The 17,019-nt window shown below is 72.8% G+C and carries 12 protein-coding genes; 8 read left to right on the top strand and 4 right to left on the bottom strand.

Annotated elements, in window-relative coordinates:
- The first annotated feature begins 186 nt into the window (after window positions 1-186).
- Entirely contained in the window at window positions 187-1,050 is an 864-nt protein-coding gene (locus LV78_RS06845) for a helix-turn-helix domain-containing protein (RefSeq protein WP_253843884.1), read from the top strand.
- Entirely contained in the window at window positions 1,047-1,232 is a 186-nt protein-coding gene (locus LV78_RS06840; protein ID WP_253843883.1) for a DUF397 domain-containing protein, read from the top strand. The genes LV78_RS06845 and LV78_RS06840 overlap by 4 nt, the downstream gene beginning before the upstream one ends.
- A gap of 50 nt (window positions 1,233-1,282) precedes the next feature.
- Here LV78_RS06840 and LV78_RS06835 read toward each other — a convergent pair whose 3' ends face one another.
- On the bottom strand, window positions 1,283-1,831 hold the full coding sequence (locus tag LV78_RS06835) for a peptidylprolyl isomerase (protein WP_253843882.1): 549 nt from the start codon (window positions 1,829-1,831) through the stop codon (window positions 1,283-1,285).
- A gap of 227 nt (window positions 1,832-2,058) precedes the next feature.
- Between LV78_RS06835 and LV78_RS06830 the strand changes: the two genes are divergently transcribed.
- The 3 genes from LV78_RS06830 (at window position 2,059) to LV78_RS06820 (ending at window position 12,060) form a co-directional block, all read left to right on the top strand.
- A complete protein-coding gene (locus LV78_RS06830) occupies window positions 2,059-5,445 on the top strand; it encodes a TIM-barrel domain-containing protein (RefSeq protein ID WP_253843881.1) in 3,387 nt (1,128 codons plus the stop codon).
- A gap of 151 nt (window positions 5,446-5,596) precedes the next feature.
- Window positions 5,597-8,746 (top strand): S8 family serine peptidase, encoded by a 3,150-nt coding sequence (locus tag LV78_RS06825; protein WP_253843880.1) that lies wholly within the window; start codon window positions 5,597-5,599, stop codon window positions 8,744-8,746.
- Window positions 8,747-8,919: 173 nt separating this feature from the next.
- Complete coding sequence (locus LV78_RS06820) at window positions 8,920-12,060, top strand: S8 family serine peptidase (protein ID WP_253843879.1); 3,141 nt, start codon at window positions 8,920-8,922, stop codon at window positions 12,058-12,060.
- Between the two features lie 78 nt (window positions 12,061-12,138).
- Here LV78_RS06820 and LV78_RS06815 read toward each other — a convergent pair whose 3' ends face one another.
- Together LV78_RS06815 and LV78_RS06810 are read right to left on the bottom strand one after the other, a co-directional pair.
- Window positions 12,139-12,489, bottom strand: a complete 351-nt coding sequence (locus tag LV78_RS06815) for a metallopeptidase family protein (protein WP_253843878.1) — start codon at window positions 12,487-12,489, stop codon at window positions 12,139-12,141.
- Between the two features lie 4 nt (window positions 12,490-12,493).
- A complete protein-coding gene (locus tag LV78_RS06810; protein ID WP_253843877.1) occupies window positions 12,494-13,522 on the bottom strand; it encodes a septum formation family protein in 1,029 nt (342 codons plus the stop codon).
- Between the two features lie 159 nt (window positions 13,523-13,681).
- On the opposite strand from LV78_RS06810, the gene LV78_RS41500 reads away from it, so the two are divergent.
- Genes LV78_RS41500 through LV78_RS06795 form a run of 3 tightly spaced genes read left to right on the top strand, consistent with a single transcriptional unit; the run spans window position 13,682 to window position 16,079 of the window.
- Window positions 13,682-14,446 carry a cell envelope integrity TolA family protein gene (locus LV78_RS41500; protein WP_308208680.1) on the top strand — a complete coding sequence of 255 codons (765 nt, stop codon included), beginning with the start codon at window positions 13,682-13,684 and terminating at the stop codon, window positions 14,444-14,446.
- Window positions 14,447-15,610, top strand: coding sequence for a glutathionylspermidine synthase family protein (locus LV78_RS06800; protein ID WP_253843876.1), 1,164 nt, complete (start codon window positions 14,447-14,449; stop codon window positions 15,608-15,610).
- 16 nt (window positions 15,611-15,626) lie between these two features.
- Complete coding sequence (locus tag LV78_RS06795; protein ID WP_253843875.1) at window positions 15,627-16,079, top strand: DUF350 domain-containing protein; 453 nt, start codon at window positions 15,627-15,629, stop codon at window positions 16,077-16,079.
- A gap of 162 nt (window positions 16,080-16,241) precedes the next feature.
- Here the strand turns inward: LV78_RS06795 and LV78_RS06790 are convergent, their stop codons facing one another.
- Entirely contained in the window at window positions 16,242-16,916 is a 675-nt protein-coding gene (locus LV78_RS06790) for a DUF3800 domain-containing protein (RefSeq protein ID WP_253843874.1), read from the bottom strand.
- Window positions 16,917-17,019 lie beyond the last annotated feature (103 nt).

The following is a 17,019-nucleotide window of genomic DNA, read 5'->3' as shown; positions in this document are numbered from 1 at the left end:
TTCGGCCTTCCGCTCGGGGAGCTCGGGGCCGGTGGGATCGCGGGCGCGAGGTCCCGGAGGACTCGCTGCGCTTCGTCGGAGACGCGATCCCACCGACGCGAAGCACGTTATCGGCGCACGTGCACTTAGTCATGCTCCCGATCGAGTGATATCGGAATGATCGAATGCCCCATAGAGTTGCGCCCCATGGCGAACACGCAGACCAGGCGCCGCCGAAAGCTGGGCCTCTACCTGCAAGAACTGCGGAAGAAGGCGGGTCGCACGCCGGACGACGTCGCCGACCTGCTCGGCATCTCGCGGCCCACCGTCAACCGGACCGAGAGCGGGCACACGCGGTGCCGCCGGGCCGAGTTGCAGGCCGTGCTCGGGTACTACGGGGCCTCCGAGGACGAGCGCGCCAAGGCCGTCCTGCTCTGGGAGGACGCCAAGGACGACGCGACCAAGATCCGGTTCCCGGCCCGCAGCTCCAGCGCCTTCCGCAACTTCCTCCAGGCCGAAGCCGAGGCCACCGATCTCGACGCCCTCGACCCGTACTTGGTCAGCGGCCTGCTCCAGTCCCCGGACTACGCCCGCGCGGTCCAGAGCGCCGTCGCCCTGCCCTTCGAGGAGTCGGAAGCCGAGGTCGGCCAGTACGTCACCTCGCGGCTCGACCGCCAGCGTCGGCTGACCGGGGAGAAGCCGCTGGTCATGCGCGCTTTCCTGGACGAGTCGGTGCTCACCCGCGAGGTCGGCGGCCCGAAGGTCATGGCCGGGCAGCTCCGCCACCTGCTCGACCTCGTCGAACGCCGGAACGTCGAGATCCGCGTCCTGCCCTTCGGCGCGGGGGCGTACGGCTTGATGTCCGGCGGTTTCACCATCCTCGGCTTCGGCGATCCGGAAGACCCGCCCGCCGTCTATTTGGAACACGCAGGCGGCGGTGTCTGGGTAGAGGATGAAGAGGCAGTGCAGCGCTACGTCCACATGATCAGCGAGCTCGGAGCGGTGGCGTTGTCGGAGAGCGCGACCGTCGAGCTGATCCAGAACAACATGAAGGCGTTTGAGAGGCGATGACTACCTGGCGCAAGAGCAGCAGGTCTGGTGCAGGGGCCAACAACTGCGTTGAGGTCGCGCACGACCGGGGCTCCGCCCTGTTCCGCGACAGCAAGGCCCCCGAGTCCGGCCGGTTGACGTTCACCACCGACGAGTTCCAGCGGTTCCGCACCGCCGCCGCCGAGGGGCGGTTCGACCGCTGAGCGTTCGGGGCCGGGCCTCGTGCCCGGCCCCGAACGTCGCGGGGCCAACCTCAGTCCCGCTCGATCGTGACCTTCTCGATCACCACGTCGTCGACCGGCCGGTCCTGCGGCCCGGTCTCGGTGAGCGAGATCCGGTCCACGACGCCGCGCGACGCGCTGTCCGCGACCTCGCCGAAGATCGTGTGCTTGAAGTTCAGCCACGACGTCGCGTTGACCGTCACGAAGAACTGCGACCCGTTCGTGCCCGGCCCGGCGTTGGCCATGGCCAGCAGGTAGGGCTTGTTGAACGACAGGTCAGGGTGGAACTCGTCCCCGAACGTGTAGCCGGGACCACCCGTCCCGGTGCCCAGCGGGTCGCCGCCCTGGATCATGAAGCCGGAGATGACCCGGTGGAACACCGTGCCGTCGTACAGCGGAGCTGTTGTCCGCTCACCGGTGCTGGGGTCCGTGTACTCGCGCCTGCCCTCGGCCAGCTCCACGAAGTTCGCCACCGTCTGCGGGGCGTGCTGGGGGAACAGCTTGATCCGAACGTCCCCGGCCGTGGTGTGCAGAACGGCGAACACGTCGCGGCCGGTGATCACGTTGTTGCTTTCCGTCATCGCGTCATCGTGTCACCACCACCGGGGCGTCCCGGCACGCCACCCCCCTGATCTTCCACCCGAACGGGAATGGCGCAGGCGCTCCGCCCGGCTGGCGCGGCCCCGTGAGAGCGCTCCCGCGAACGCCCGAAGTGTTCCGCCGCCCAGGGGCTGGCGCTGTCCGGCGGACAACGGCCAGGTTCGGAGGCGACCTGAGCCGGTTCACCGACGAACCCCCTGGGGGCACCATGCCGCGTCCGCTCCTCGCCGCCGTCCTGGCGCTCGGCGCCGCCCTCGCGGGCACCGCCGCGCTGGACCCGCCGACAGCCGAAGCCGCGACCGGCACGATCGTGGACGGCGCCGCCCGCTTCCAGGTGCTCAGCCCGACCCTGATCCGCCTGGAGCACGCGGGCGACGGCGCGTTCACCGACGCCCCCACGTTCAACGCGCTCAACCGGCGCTTCCCGACCCCGCAGTACACGACGACGGTCTCCGGGCAGTACCGCGAGATCCGCACCTCCGCCCTGACCCTGCGCTACAAGCGCGGCAGCGGCCCGTTCACCTCCGCCAACACCACCGTCACCACCCCGGTGGGCACGGGCGCGCCCGCCTTCCCGTCCCACTGCGCGTTCGGCACGGCCTGCGAGGCGGAGAACGGCCTGTTCGGCGGCGCCGCCTCGGCCGCCTACGACCACGTCGGCCACTCCGGCTCCGGGTTCCTCGCGGGCTTCACCGGCGCGGGCGCGAGCCTGACCCACCGGATCTCGGGCGTTCCCGGCGCCGGGGACTACCAGCTGTCCGTGCGCTACGCCAACGCGGTCGGCGGCGACGGCCAGCAGGTCACCCGCACCCTCGCCACCTCGGTCGACGGCGTCCCCGGCCCCGTGCTGACGCTCCCGGTCACCGGCTCCTGGGACACCTGGTCCACCGCGTCGGTCCGCATCACGGTCGGCGCGGGCGCCCGCACCGTGCGCCTCGCGCAGGACGGCGGCGCCACCGGCAACGTCAACCTGGACACCGTCGCGCTGACCCCCGTGGGCGCCGCGCACCCCACCGCCGACACCACCCTGCTCACCACCGCCTACGGCGCGGGCCCGAAGAGCGCCCTCGGCGGCTGGGCCAGGTCGCTGGACAACCCGAGGACCGTGCCCGTCCCGCTGAACCCCGGCGTCCTCAACCGGGGCGGCTGGTACCTGCTCGACGACACCCGCACCCCGCTGTCCACCGGACCCCGCCCGAGCCACGGGAACCAGACCTACCAGGACGGCTACCTGTTCGGGTACGGCAAGGACCACAAGCGCGCCCTCGGCGACCTGAACGCGCTGACCGGCGACTCCGCGCTGCTGCCGCGCTCCGCCTACGGCGTCTGGTACTCCCGGTACCACGCCTACTCGGACGCGGACTACCGCGACACCCTGCTGCCCGCGTTCCGCGCGAACTTCGCCCCGATCGACTGGCTCGTGGTCGACACCGACTGGAAGTCCCCGGCCAAGTGGGACGGCTGGAACTGGGACCGGAACCTGTTCCCCGACCCCGACGGCTTCCTGGAGTGGACCGAGCAGCAGGGGCTCGACGTCTCCCTGAACGTGCACCCGGCGATCGAGAGCGACGACCCGGCCTTCGCCGAGGCGAACCGCGTCGCGGGCGGGCTGAAGCACGAGGGCGGCACCCGCCACACCTGGGACTGGTCCAACCCCGCCCACCTGCGCTCCTACTTCGGCCTGCACGAGCCGTTCGAGCGGCAGGGCGTGCGCGCCTGGTGGCTCGACTACTGCACCGGCTGCGGCGGGGCCAGGGCGTCTGACCAGGGCTTCGCCGCCGACAACCTGATCAACCAGGCGTACACGGAGGACGCCGAGGCGCGCGGCCTGCGCGGTTTCGCCTTCTCCCGGATCGGCGGCGCGGAGCAGGGCGGCATCCAGTCCAACTACGCGCTCGGCCCCTGGTCGGAGCGCCGCAACACGATGCACTTCACCGGTGACACCCCCGGCACGTGGGAGCTGCTCGCGTTCGCCGCGCGCTTCACCCCGGACGCCGCCGCGGCGGGCCTGTCCAACACCAGCCACGACATCGGCAGCTTCCACGGCAAGCACCTCGCCGACGACCTGTACGCGCGCTGGGTGCAGCTCGGCGCGTTCCAGCCGATCGACCGGCTGCACTCCGACCACGGCGACCGGCTCCCGTGGGACTACACCGGCGCCGCCGCCGAGGCGGGCCTGAAGTTCCTGCGGCTGCGCGAGGCGCTCGTCCCGCACACCTACTCGCTGGCCAGGCAGGCGGCGAAGACCGGCGTGCCGATCACCCGGCCGATGTACCTGAACTACCCGGACCACGAGGACGCTTACAACCACCCCGCCCAGTACCTGTTCGGCGACGACGTGCTCGTCGCGCCCATCACCACGCCGAACTCCGCGTCCGGCACCGGCTCGGTGGACGCCTGGATCCCGCCGGGCACCTGGACGGACTACTTCACCGGCGCCAGGCACACCGGCCCGGCGAAGGTCACCCTGACCGCGCCGACCACCGAGATGCCCGTCCTCGTCCGGTCCGGCGGCATCCTCACCACCCGCACCGACTACGTGCACGATCAGGGCGAGTCGCCGCTGACCAGGCTCACCCTGACCGTCGGCTCCGGCGGCGACGGCACGACCTCGCTCTACGAGGACGAGGGCGAGGGCCTGGGCCACCGCTCCGGCGCGTCCGCCACCACCGCCCTGAGCTGGCGCGACGCCACCCGCACGCTGACCGTGGGCGCGCGCTCCGGCGACTACCCCGGCGCGGTGGGCAGCCGGGCCTACACGCTCAGGCTCGCGGGCGCGACCGCCCCCACGTCCGTCGCGGTCGACGGCGTCCGCCTGCCCGAGACGGCCTGGTCCTACAACACCAACACCCGCACCACCACCGTCACCACCCCGGAGCTGGCCACCACCTCGGCGCACACCGTGGCGCTGTCCGGCTCGGCCACCGGCAACCCGACCACCGGCCGGGTCACCGGACCGGACGGCCGCTGCCTGTCCGCCCGGCCCGCCGGGCTCGCCGCCTGCGACGGGTCCGCCGCGCAGCGGATCAGCGCGCCGACCGGCGGGACCGTCCGCGCGCTCGGCCAGTGCCTCGGCCCGGCCGGGACGTTCGCGGCCTGCGACGGCTCCGCCGGGCAGACCTGGGTGCTGCGCACCACCGGCGAGCTGGCCAACCGCGCCACCGGCACGTGCCTGGACGCCACCGGCGCCCGGCTCTCCGCGTGCTCCGGCGTGGCCTGGCGCTTCCCGCCCGGCCCGCTCACCGGGCCCGGCGCCCGGTGCGCCGACGTCGCGAACGCCGACCCGGCGTCCGGCACCGCCGTGCGGCTGTGGGAGTGCAACGGCAGCGACGCCCAGCGCTGGCACGCGCCCGCCGACCGGACCGTGCGCGCGCTCGGCAAGTGCCTGGACGTGCGGCACGGGGCCACCGCCGACGGCACCCCGGTGCAGCTGTGGGACTGCAACGGGACCGGGTCGCAGCTCTGGGAGACCCAGGCGGACGGAACCCTGCGCAACCCGGTGTCGGGCCGCTGCCTCGACGGCTCCGAGGCCACCCAGCTGCGCATCAGGAGCTGCTCGGGAACGGCCGCGCAGCAGTTCCGGCTCGACGCCTGACGGTCGTCCGGCAGCGGGCGGGCGACGGGGTTCGGCGACCCGCGCCCGCCCGAAGAGACCCGCTGCGGGGATGACAACCCGACAGGGCCCGAGTGCTTCTAGCTGTTGGCGCGCGTCGAGCGCGCCGATCGGCACAGCGGAGGTGTCCTGAGTGGGTCTTCGACGAAGAGAGCACGCTGCCCTGGCGGTCGCGGTGATCACCGCGGGGTTGGTCGCGGCGCCGATGGCGCCCGTCGCGCTGGGAGCGCCGTCCGGCGCGCCCGAGCCGGAGGGCGCCACCGGCGAGGTCACCCTGGTGACCGGCGACCGGGTGCGGTTGGAGAACGGCCGGGTGCGGGCGCTGCTCCCCGGACCCGGCCGCGCGGAGGTCGGGGCGGAGCGCTTCGAGCGCGACGGGCACGCCTACGTCATCCCCGCCGACGCGGCCCCCGCCGTAGCCGGGGGCAAGCTGGACCTGCGGTTGTTCGACGTGACCGCGCTGGTCGAGTCGGGGTACGACGACGCGCGGCGCGACTCGGTGCCGCTGATCGTGACGCACCGGGACGGCGGCGCGGCGGCGCGGCGCACGTCCGGGCTGCGGGTCACCTCGGACCTGCCCGCGGTGCGGTCGTTCGCGGCGCGCAGCCCCAAGGCGGACGCGGGCGAGGTGTTCCAGGCGCTCGTGTCCGACCCGGCCGTGGAGAAGGTGTGGCTCGACGGGCTGCGCAAGCCCGCGCTGGACCGCAGCACCGCGCAGATCGGCGCCCCCGCCGCCTGGCAGGCCGGGCTGACCGGCGCCGGGGTGAAGGTCGCCGTGCTGGACAGCGGCGTCGACGGCGCGCACCCCGACCTCGTGGGCCGGGTGAGCGCCGAGGCCGACTTCACCGACGAGGCCGACAGCACCGACACCGTCGGCCACGGCACGCACGTCGCCGCGACCATCGCGAGCACCGACGAGCGGTACCGGGGCGTCGCGCCGGACGCGGAGATCCTCGCGGGCAAGGTCTGCACGACCTGGGGCTGCCCGGACTCCGCGATCCTGGCCGGGATGCAGTGGGCCGTCGACCAGGGCGCGGACGTGGTCAACCTCAGCCTGGGCGGACCGGACGCGCCCGGCGTCGACCCGCTGGAGGGCGCGGTCGACGCGCTGTCCGCCGGTGACGGCCCGCTGTTCGTGGTCGCCGCGGGCAACGACTGGCTGGACGGCTCGGTGAACTCGCCGGGCAGCGCGGACGCGGCCCTCACCGTCGGCGCGGTGGACCGCGAGGACGCGCTGGCCGACTTCTCCAGCCGGGGGCCGCGCCTGGACGACGGCGCGGTCAAGCCCGACCTCACCGCGCCGGGCGTCGACGTCGTGGCGGCCAAGGCAGCCGCAGGCGTCATCGGCACGCCCGTCGACGAGGACCACGTCGCGATGTCGGGCACCTCGATGGCCACCCCGCACGTCGCCGGGGCCGCCGCGCTGCTCAAGCAGCAGCACCCCGACTGGAACGGGCAGCGGATCAAGGCCACGCTCATGGCGTCCGCCAAGCACAACCCGGCGCTGACGCCGTACGAGCAGGGCGTGGGCCGGGTCGACCTCGCCGCCGCGATCACCGCCGACGTCATCGCCGAACCGTCGTCCGTCGCGCTCGGCTCGCAGGCGTGGCCGCACGACGACGACGTCCCGGTGACCCGCGAGCTCACCTACCGCAACAGCGGCAGCGCCCCGGTCACGCTCGACCTGAGCGTCGAGACCACCGCGCCGTCGGGCATGTTCACCGTCAGCCCCGCCCAGCTCACCATCTCCTCGGGCGGCACCGGCACGGCGACCGTCACCGGTGACCCGCGCGTCGGCACGGCGGACGGCTCGTTCAGCGCCTGGGTCGTCGCGGGCTCAGGGCCGCGCGTCCCGGTCGGCCTGAACCGGGGCGAGGAGGTCCACGACGTCACGTTCGAGACTCTCGGGCTCGACGGCGCGCCGCACCCGGACGGCACCATCTCGATCCTGGGGATGTCGAACAGCACCCACCACTACCTGGCCCTCTCCGAGTCCACGACGGTGACGCTGCCGCCCGGCCACTACCTGGTGGGCACGGCGTTCTACCGACCCAGCGGGTCCATCACGGCCTCGGTGGTCCGGCCGGACCTGGTGGTGACCGGCCCGGCCACGGTCACCACCGACCTCAGGACGGCGCCGCTCGTGGACGTCGACCTGCCCGACCCGTCGGCCAGGCTCGACTTCGCCTCCACCGGCACGAACCACTGGTTCGACGGCGTCCGGTACGGCTACGGCACGTCGATGATCGGCGAGGGCCTGCGGTTCGCGCAGGTGGGCCAGGCCCCGCCCGAGGGCGCGCTCAAGACGCTCTTCGAGCACGAGTACGGCGCCGACCCGGTGGACGGCGCCGAGGCGCGTTACCGGCTCGCGTGGGTCGAGGACGGGCTGGTGGACGCCGTCGACCGGACCTTCACCGCGCAGGACCTCGCCGAGGTGCGCACCGAGTTCGGCCCCGCGCCTGCGGGCGTCGGGTTCTGGCACGGCGCCTACGCCCGCGCGGGCGGCCTCGGCAGCGGCATCCTGCTGCGCCCGGTGCCGCCCTCCGGGCAGGTGGTCGACCGGGTGAACACCGAGGCGCGGTGGGACTGGGAGCACTGGCAGGGGCAGCGGGGGAGCGAGCGCCGGTACGTCACCGGGCAGCGCGAGTACCAGCCGGGGAAGACCTACCGGGAGCGGATGGGCACCCCGGTCCACGGCCCCTCCGGGCGCGTCTCCGCCACCCGAACCGGTGACTCGATCGAGGTCGACGTCCCCCTGTTCGACGACGCCCAAGGCAACTACGGCAGCTCGCAGTTCAAGTCCGCCCGCACGGCCCTGCACCGCGACGGCGTGCTCGTCGGCGAGACCGAGGACGCCGGCCACGGCCGGTTCGAGGTCGCGCCCGGTGAGGCCGAGTTCCGGGTGGAGGCGTCCTACGAGCGCGACTCGGTGCTGGAGTTCGGCAGCGCCCTGAGCGCGAGCTGGACGTTCCGCTCCGGGACCACCGCCACCCCGACGGCGCTGCCGCTGGGCGTGGTCCGGTTCGCGCCCGAGCTGGACCGCGCGGGCACCGCGCCCCCCGGTCCGTTCGCCGTCCCGCTGGACGCGACCCGACCGTTCGCCACGACCACCGCGGACGCGTCGTTCGACGACGGCGCGACCTGGACGGCGGTCCCGGTCGTGAACGGCGTCGCGACGGTGCCCAACCCGGCGTCCGGGTGGGTCTCGCTGCGCGTGGCCGCCGAGAGCGCTGACGGGACCGCGTTCGGGCAGACCGCCATCCGGGCCTACCGCATCGGGTGACCGGAGGTGGGGGACGTCGTCCGACGGCGTCCCCCACCAGCCCCGGCCGGGCCCGCGCGCGGTTGATTCGGGGCCGAAGCAACCCCCGTCCGCGATCCGGCACCCAGCGGAGCCGGATCGCTATACCCGGTCCCGTGCACTGGGCACATGAGGGTTCAGCGGAGGTGTCCTGAGTGGGACTTCGACGACGAGAACACGCCGCGCTGGCGGTCGCGGCGGTCACCGCCACACTGATCGCGGCGCCGGTGGCGCTGGGAGCGCCGTCCGGCGCGCCCGAGGCAGGTGGCGCGGCCGGGGAGGTCACCCTGGTCACCGGTGACCGGGTGCGGCTGGTGGGCGACCGGGTGCAGGGGCTGATCCCCGGACCCGGCCGCGAGAAGATCGGCGTGGAGCGCTTCCAGCAGGACGGGCGGGTGCACGTCGTCCCGGCCGACGCGGCGAGCGCCGTCGCGAGCGGGAAGCTGGACCTGCGGCTGTTCGACGTGACCGCGCTGGTCGAGGCCGGGTACGACGACGCGCGCCGCGACTCGGTGCCGCTGATCGTCACGCACCGGGACGGCGGCTCGGCGGCGGGCCGCGCGTCCGGGCTGCGCGTCACCGAGGACCTCCCCGAGGTCAGGTCGTTCGCGGCCAGCAGCCCCAAGGCGGGCGCGGGCGGGGTGTTCGCCTCGCTCCTGGCCGACCCGGCCGTCGAGAAGGTCTGGCTCGACGGCCTGCGCAAGCCCGCGCTGGACCGCAGCACCGCGCAGATCGGCGCCCCCGCCGCCTGGCAGGCCGGGCACACCGGCGCGGGCGTGAACGTCGCCGTGCTCGACTCCGGCGTCGACGGCGCGCACCCCGACCTCGCCGGTCGGGTGAGCGCCGAGGCCAACTTCACCGACGACCCGGACGCGACCGACCTCGTCGGCCACGGCACGCACGTCGCCGCGAGCATCGCGAGCACCGACGAGCGGTACCGGGGCGTCGCGCCCGACGCGCGGATCCTCGCGGGCAAGGTCTGCACGACCAGGGGCTGCCCCGAGTCGGCCATCCTCGCCGGGATGCGGTGGGCCGTCGACCAGGGCGCCGACGTGGTCAACCTCAGCCTGGGCGGCGAGGACACGCCCGAGGACGACCCGCTGGAGCAGGCGGTCGACGCGCTGTCCGCCGGGGACGGCCCGCTGTTCGTGATCTCCGCGGGCAACAACTACTCCGACGGCACGGTGGGCTCACCGGGCAGCGCGGCCTCGGCCCTCACCGTGGGCGCGGTGGACCGGAACGACGCGCTGGCCCGCTTCTCCAGCCGGGGCCCGCTCCCGGACGGCTCGGTCAAGCCCGACCTCACCGCGCCGGGCGTCGACGTCGTGGCCGCCAGGTCCGGCTCGGGCGCCATCGGCACGCCCGTCGGCCAGGACCACGTGGCCCTGTCCGGGACCTCGATGGCCGCGCCCCACGTGGCCGGGGCCGCCGCGCTGCTCAAGCAGCAGCACCCCGAGTGGAGCGGGCAGCGGATCAAGGCCGCGCTCATGGCGTCCGCCAAGCGCAACCCCGCGCTGACGCCGTACCAGCAGGGCGTGGGCCGGGTCGACCTCGCCGCCGCGCTCACCGCCGACGTCACCGCCGAACCGGCGTCCGTCGCGCTCGGCTCGCAGGCGTGGCCGCACGACGACGACGTCCCCGTGACGCGTGAGATCACCTACCGCAACACCGGCGCCGATCCGGTCACGCTGGGCCTGGCCGTCGAGACCACCGCGCCCGCAGGCATGTTCACCGTCAGCCCCGCCCAGCTCACCATCCCCTCGGGCGGCACCGGCACGGCGACCGTCACCGGCGACTCCAGGGTCGGCGCGGCGGACGGCTCGTTCAGCGCCTGGGTCGTCGCGGGCACCTCGCTGCGCGTCCCGGTCGGCCTGCACCGGGCGCCCGAGCTCTACGACGTCACGTTCGAGAGCCTCGGGCTCGACGGCGCGCAGCACACCGAGGGCAGCCTGCTGATCATCAGCCTGTCGGGTGGCGCCAGCGAGTACCGGACGCTGTCCGAGCCCGCGACGGTGGCGCTGCGACCCGGCCACTACCTGGTGGGCACCACGTTCCACAGCCCCGACCGGTCGGCCGTCATCGGCGCGGTGGTCCGGCCCGAGCTGGAGGTGACCGGCCCGGCCACGGTCACCGCCGACCTCAGGACGGCGCCGGTCGTGGACGTCGACCTGCCCGACCCGTCCGCGAGGCAGGGGTACGTCTTCGCCACGACGAACCGCGAGCACGACGGCCGCCGGTTCGAGCACGGCACGATGACGGACGCCCAGGGCCTGCGGTTCGCGCAGGTCGGCCAGGCCCCGCCCGAGGGCTCGCTCAAGACGCACCTCCAGTTCCAGTACGACGCGGACCCGGTGGACGACGCGGCGGTGCACTACCGGCTCGCCTGGGTCGAGGACGGGATGGTGGACGCCGTCGACCGGACCTTCACCGCGCAGGACCTCGCCGAGGTGCGCACCGACTTCGGCGTCGTCCCGGACGGCGTCGAGTTCCTGCACGGCGGCTGGGCCTACGTCGGCGACCTCCAGAACGGCGCCGTCCTCGACCGCGTGCCGCCCTCCGGCCGGGTGATCAACCGGGTGAACACCGAGGCGCGCTGGCAGTGGGACCACACGCGGGGCGAGTGGGGGAGCGAGGGCGACTACCGCTCCGACCTGCGCGACTACCTGCCGGGGCAGGTCTACCGGGAGCGGATGGGCACCCCGGTGAACGGCCCCTCGGCGCGCGCGTCCGCCACCCGCACGGGTGACTCGATCGACGTCGCGGCCCCCCTGTTCGACGACTCCGAGGGCAACCGGGGCCAGACCCAGCACAAGACCGCTCGCACGGCGCTGCACCGCGACGGCGTGCTCGTCGGCGAGACGACCCAGCCCGGCTACGGCTGGTTCGACGTCGCGCCCGGCGAGGCGGAGTTCCGGCTGGAGGCGTCGTACGAGCGCGACTCGGTGCTGGAGTTCGGCCGCGCGGTGAGCGCGACCTGGACGTTCCGCAGCGACACCGCCACCGCACCGGTGGAGCTGCCGCTGCACGTGGTCCGGTTCGCGCCCGAGCTGGACCGCTCCGGGAACGCCCCGGCGGGCGCGTTCCCCGTGCCGCTGGAGGCGACCGGGCCGTTCACCACGACCACCGTGAGCGCGTCGTTCGACGACGGTGCGACCTGGACGGCGGTCCCGGTGGCGGACGGCGTCGCCACCGTGCCCAACCCGGCGTCCGGGTGGGTCTCGCTGCGCGTGGCCGCCGAGGCCGCCGACGGGACCGCGTTCGGGCAGACCGCCATCCGGGCCTACCGCATCGGGTGACCGGAGGTGGGGGACGTCGCCCAGCGGCGTCCCCCGCCAGGCCCGTTCCACCTGGCCCGTTCCGCCAGGCCGGGTCCGCTAGCCCCAGCCCAGCTCGTGCAGCGTCGCGTCGTCGATGCCGAAGTGGTGCGCGATCTCGTGCACCACGGTGACGGCGACCTCCTCCACCACGTGGTCCTCGTCCTCGCACACGTCGAGCAGCGCCTCGCGGTAGATCGTGATCCGGTCCGGCAGCACCCCGCCGTACTCGCTGGTCCGCTCGGTCAGCGCGACCCCGTGGTACAGCCCCAGCAGCGACGGCTCGTCCGGGTTCCGGTCCTCGACCAGCACCACCACGTTGTCCATCGCCGAGGCGAACTCCGGCGGGATCTCGTCCAGCGCCTCCGCCACCAGCTCCTCGAACCGCTGGCGGGTCATCTCCACCGGCACCGGGTCACCCGCCTTCCTCCTCGTTCTCCTTGCTCGACGGCGGGGCGGAGGAGGACGGCGCGGACGACGACGGCGCGGACGACTCGCTCGACGGGGCCTCGGAGTGCATCGGCGCGCCGGTCGCCTCGGCCTGCTGCACCGCGGAGGTCTGCGGCGGGTTCGACGGCACCAGCGGCGGGGCGTCCGGGTTGTGCACGCTGCCCGTCCAGGCGGTCAGCAGCGTGCCGTTCGGCGGCGCGCCCACCTTGCAGTTCGCCAGCTTCGACCCGGCGTCCCAGCTCTCCTGCGCGCGGTAGTCCCCGGTGACCAGCAGACCGCGCTCCTTGATCACCTTGCCGCCGCTGTACTCGTTGGCGATCGCGTCGCACTTCTCGGTCATGATGGCTTCCTGCTCGTCCTCGGTGGGGAACTGCGTGTTCCCCGCGCCGAGGTCGACCACGCCGATGATCTCGAAGGTGTGCGGCTCCTCGCAGCTGACCGGGTCGCCGACCGAGTTGTCCTGGATGCCCAGGCACACGCCCGCGTCGTGCACGTCGGACTGGTCCTGGGTGCGCGCCGACCCGTACGAGGGCAGCAGCCGCCCGGACGGCGCGGCCACCTGCAGGCCGCAGCGCAGCGTCCGCTTGCCCGCCGCCCAGCGCTTCTCGCCGGGGTTCAGCGGGCCGACCGAGTACTTGCCGAACGGGTCCAGCTTGTTCGACAGGTACTTGAGCGACTCGGTGGAGCAGTGGTCGGCGTTGATCGTCTGCCAGGTGGCGGCGTCCGGGAACGGCGCCTGGGGCCCGTACTCGGACGAGATGTCCACCACACCGCTGACCTCGAACAGGTGCGACGCCGAGCACTCGACCTTGCCGATGTCGGCGAGGTCGTCGCGGGCCCAGTTCAGGCAGTCACCCGCCTGAGCTGCTTCAAAGGGGTCGATTCGCTCGGGTGGGGTAACCCCGCCGAGCGGCCCCGAGCTGAAGGGGAGTGTTGTGAACGAGCTCAGTCCGAGCAGGAGGAGCGCGCCGACGAACGCGCCGACGAGAACCACGTGGTCACTCCGGCGAAACCAACCCGCGCGCGCAGACATCTACTCCATGATGCCTGCAAGGAGCCCGGGGCCCACCGGCCGGGTGGACTGTGTCTCTATTAGGACACTCGTCACCCGTTCGGCGGCCATCCTGGGTAGCGTCCCCGCCGGGAGTGGCTGATGACTGAGAACGACGGAAGCAAGAACACACCGAACACCGGGAGCAGCGGCAACCCGCCGCCTCCCGCAGCGCCGCAGGGGCAGCAGCCCTCGCAGCAGTTCCCGGTGCCGCCGAAGGCGCCGGGGACGCCGCCGAGCGCCGGACCGGGAACGCCCCCTCCGGGGTTCCCGCCGCCCGCGCCGCCGGGACCGGCCACCGGGCCGCAGCCCGCGCCGCCGGTGGCGCCTCCGCGCGGGCAGATCCGCAACCAGGTCTCCGGCGTGACCCAGCCCCGTCCGCCCTCGCTGGCCGAGCAGCGCGCGCGTGAGCACGCCCTGCGCGAGCAGGAGCAGCAGCGCCAGGCCTACGAGGCCGAGCAGGCGCGCAAGCAGAAGCTCCGCAAGCGCTTGCTCATCGGCGGTGGCGTCGGCGTGGGCGTCGTCGCCCTCGTCGCCATCTGGTACGCCGCGTCGACCCCCGACGAGGTCGAGGCGCAGTGCACGGCGGACGGCGTCGTCGTCGACGACAAGTACTGTAGCGAATCGTACGCGACGAGTAACGGCGGGCACGTCAGCGGTGGGTTCATCTACATCGGTGGCAGCTCCTACCGGTACCACTACGGTGGCGCCAGCACCCCGGTCGGCCAGAAGGTCAGCGGGGGCAGCTACACGATGCCGGACAACTCGAAGGTCACCACCAAGTCGGGCTCGACCGTGCAGCGCGGCGGGTTCGGCGTGACCGACAGCGGCAAGAGCAGCGGCGGCACCAAGAGCGGAGGCAGCTGAGTGCGACGGGAGTTGTCCGTCCCCCGGCCGAACTGGCAGCGCACGGTGTCCGACCAGGGCCTCGTCTTCGGGGCGCCCGCGTCGCGCGTCGACGGCACGCCCCGGCCGTACTGGGACGAGTCGGTCCACTACGTCTTCGACATGAGCGACGTCCTGTCCATGGAGGCGGACGTCGAGCTGCTGCACACCATGTGCCTGGAGGCCGTCGACAACGTGGTGCTCACCGAGCGCTACCGCGACTTCGGCATCCAGGAGTGGGTGTGGCCCGCCATCGCCGAGTCGTGGAAGCGGCGCGACCTGCACCTGTACGGCCGGTTCGACCTGCGCTACGACGGGCGCGGCCCGGCGAAGCTGCTGGAGTACAACGCCGACACGCCCACGTCGCTGCTGGAGGCGTCGGTCATCCAGTGGAACTGGAAGACCGACGTGCACCCGGACGACGACCAGTGGAACTCCATCCACGAGAAGCTCGTCGAGCGGTGGGCCGAGATCGGCGGCAACCTGCCGTCGTCCGAGCTGCACTTCACCTGGTCGGGCGGTGACGCCTCCGGCGAGGACCACGTGACCGTGGCGTACCTCCAGGAGACCGCGGCCGAGGCGGGCATGAACACGGTCGGCCTCGCCATCGAGGAGATCGGCTGGGACTCGCTGCTCAAGCGGTTCGTCGACCTCGAAGAGGCCACGATGAACACGGTCGTGAAGCTCTACCCGTGGGAGTGGATGACCGACGACCAGTTCGGTCGGCAGGCGGTGGAGAGCCTGCCCGCCACCCTGTGGGTGGAGCCGCTCTGGAAGATGCTCCTGTCCAACAAGGCGCTGCTCGCGGTGATGTGGGAGATGTACCCCGGTCACCCGAACCTGCTGCCCGCCTACCTCGACGACCCCGGCCTGCTCACCGAGTACGTGCGCAAGCCCCGACTGGGCAGGGAGGGCGCGAACATCCAGATCGTCGCGCCCGGCTACGAGACCCAGACCGGCGGCGTGTACGGCAAGGAGGGGTTCGTCTACCAGTTGTTCGACCCGCTGCCGGAGTTCGACGGATACCGACCCGTGCTGGGCGCGTGGGTGGTCGGCGACCAGGCCGCGGGCCTCGGCATCCGCGAATCGGTCGGGCTGGTGACGGACGACGGGGCGGCGTTCGTGCCGCATCGGATTGTCGAGTGAAACGGGAGAGCCACAAGTGACCACCAACCTCGCGCTGGACCCAGGGTTCGGTTCCGCGCTCGTCCAGGGCCTCGGCGCGATCGCCCTGTACGCGATCGTCGGCCTGATCCTGATGGTCGTGGGCTTCTACGCCATCGACTGGACCACTCCGGGCAAGCTCAGCACCCTGGTCCGCACGGGCGCGCCCAACGCGGTGATCGTCACCTCGGCCGGCCTGGTGAGCATGGCGTTCATCGTGGTCATCGCCATCTACAACGCGGGCGGCAAGCTCGCGGAGGGCCTGCTCACCGGCCTGGTCTACGGCCTGGCGGGGATCATCGTGCAGGTGCTCGCGGTGCGCCTGCTGGAGTGGGTGACCCGCCTGGAGATCGGCAGCATGATCGAGTCCGACCGCTTCGCCCCGGCCTCGGTCGTGGTGGCGGCGGCGCACGTGGCCCTGGGCCTCGTGGTGGCGGTGGCGATCTTCTGACCCCCTCGGGGGTGCGCGTTCGGGGTGGTGCGTCTGGGAGGCGCACCACCCTTTCGTGTGACGGGAAGAGCTTGGGGACCGAGCGAGGTCTTTGCTAAGCTGGTGATGCGGACCCGCCCCCTTGCTCTTGGGGAAAGCGGGTCCAGCTTTATTTGCGGACCTTCACAGCTCTTTGGGCGTGCTGCCGGTGGTGCTGGTGCCGCCGAGCAGGTTCGGGTACCACTCCCAAGTGGCCTCCTTGCCCGGTGTTCGCAACACGTGCTGATACGCCGCGTAGGCGATCAGGTCGGCCACCTGCACCCACTGGTTGAGGTACGAGCCCTGGAAGTTCGGGTCGTCGATGATCCGACGGGTCTTCAGGTCCAGTGCCCGGTGCGCGGGCCGGTAGAACGGGGCGGTGCCGTCACCGTCCATGCACACGATTCCGAATTCACCCGCCGAGCTGAGTCGCTGGTCGATTTCGCGCACCAGGTCCGCGTACAAGGCCGCTTTCGCCGCCGTGTACCTGCTCCCGACGCGCCGGTACACGGCGCCGGTGCGCGTGCCGGGCAGCGTGCCGACAGTGGCCAGTGCGTCGACCATCGCCGCATTTCGCGCGGACCTGTTCCGATCCCAAGGCGTGTTCGTCGGGTTCCCCCTGCCGTTGGCGAAATCGCTGGCGTGCAGTTCGTAGTTGGTGGGCACGCCCGTCGAGTCGTGCAGCGCGTTCCTCCAGTCCAGCCAGGTGAGCAGAGCTGGACTCCAGTTCTGCGACAGCAGTTCCACCCAGCCGTAGACGACGAGTTTCGAGACTGCGGAGCCCGAGTCGTCAATGTAGAACAGTCGCACGTCAGCCACGGGAGTAGATGCTAATTATCCGAGGTGTCCAAAAGGAAATCCGGTCAATTTATTCGGAATATTCCACTGTTTCGGAATAGTGCTCGCGGTCCCCAGGGGCCGC

It is taken from the genome of Actinosynnema pretiosum, assembly GCF_024171695.1.
GTDB lineage: Bacteria > Actinomycetota > Actinomycetes > Mycobacteriales > Pseudonocardiaceae > Actinosynnema > Actinosynnema pretiosum.
This window is presented reverse-complemented; position numbering and strand designations above follow the sequence as displayed.

Excerpts from the sequence above, each read along its gene's own strand:
- LV78_RS06835 (WP_253843882.1), bottom strand. The coding sequence starts at position 1,831 with ATGACGGAAAGCAACAACGTGATCACCGGCCGCGACGTGTTCGCCGTT.
- LV78_RS41500 (WP_308208680.1), top strand. The coding sequence starts at position 13,682 with ATGACTGAGAACGACGGAAGCAAGAACACACCGAACACCGGGAGCAGC.
- LV78_RS06845 (WP_253843884.1), top strand. The coding sequence starts at position 187 with ATGGCGAACACGCAGACCAGGCGCCGCCGAAAGCTGGGCCTCTACCTG.
- LV78_RS06830 (WP_253843881.1), top strand. The coding sequence starts at position 2,059 with ATGCCGCGTCCGCTCCTCGCCGCCGTCCTGGCGCTCGGCGCCGCCCTC.
- LV78_RS06840 (WP_253843883.1), top strand. The coding sequence starts at position 1,047 with ATGACTACCTGGCGCAAGAGCAGCAGGTCTGGTGCAGGGGCCAACAAC.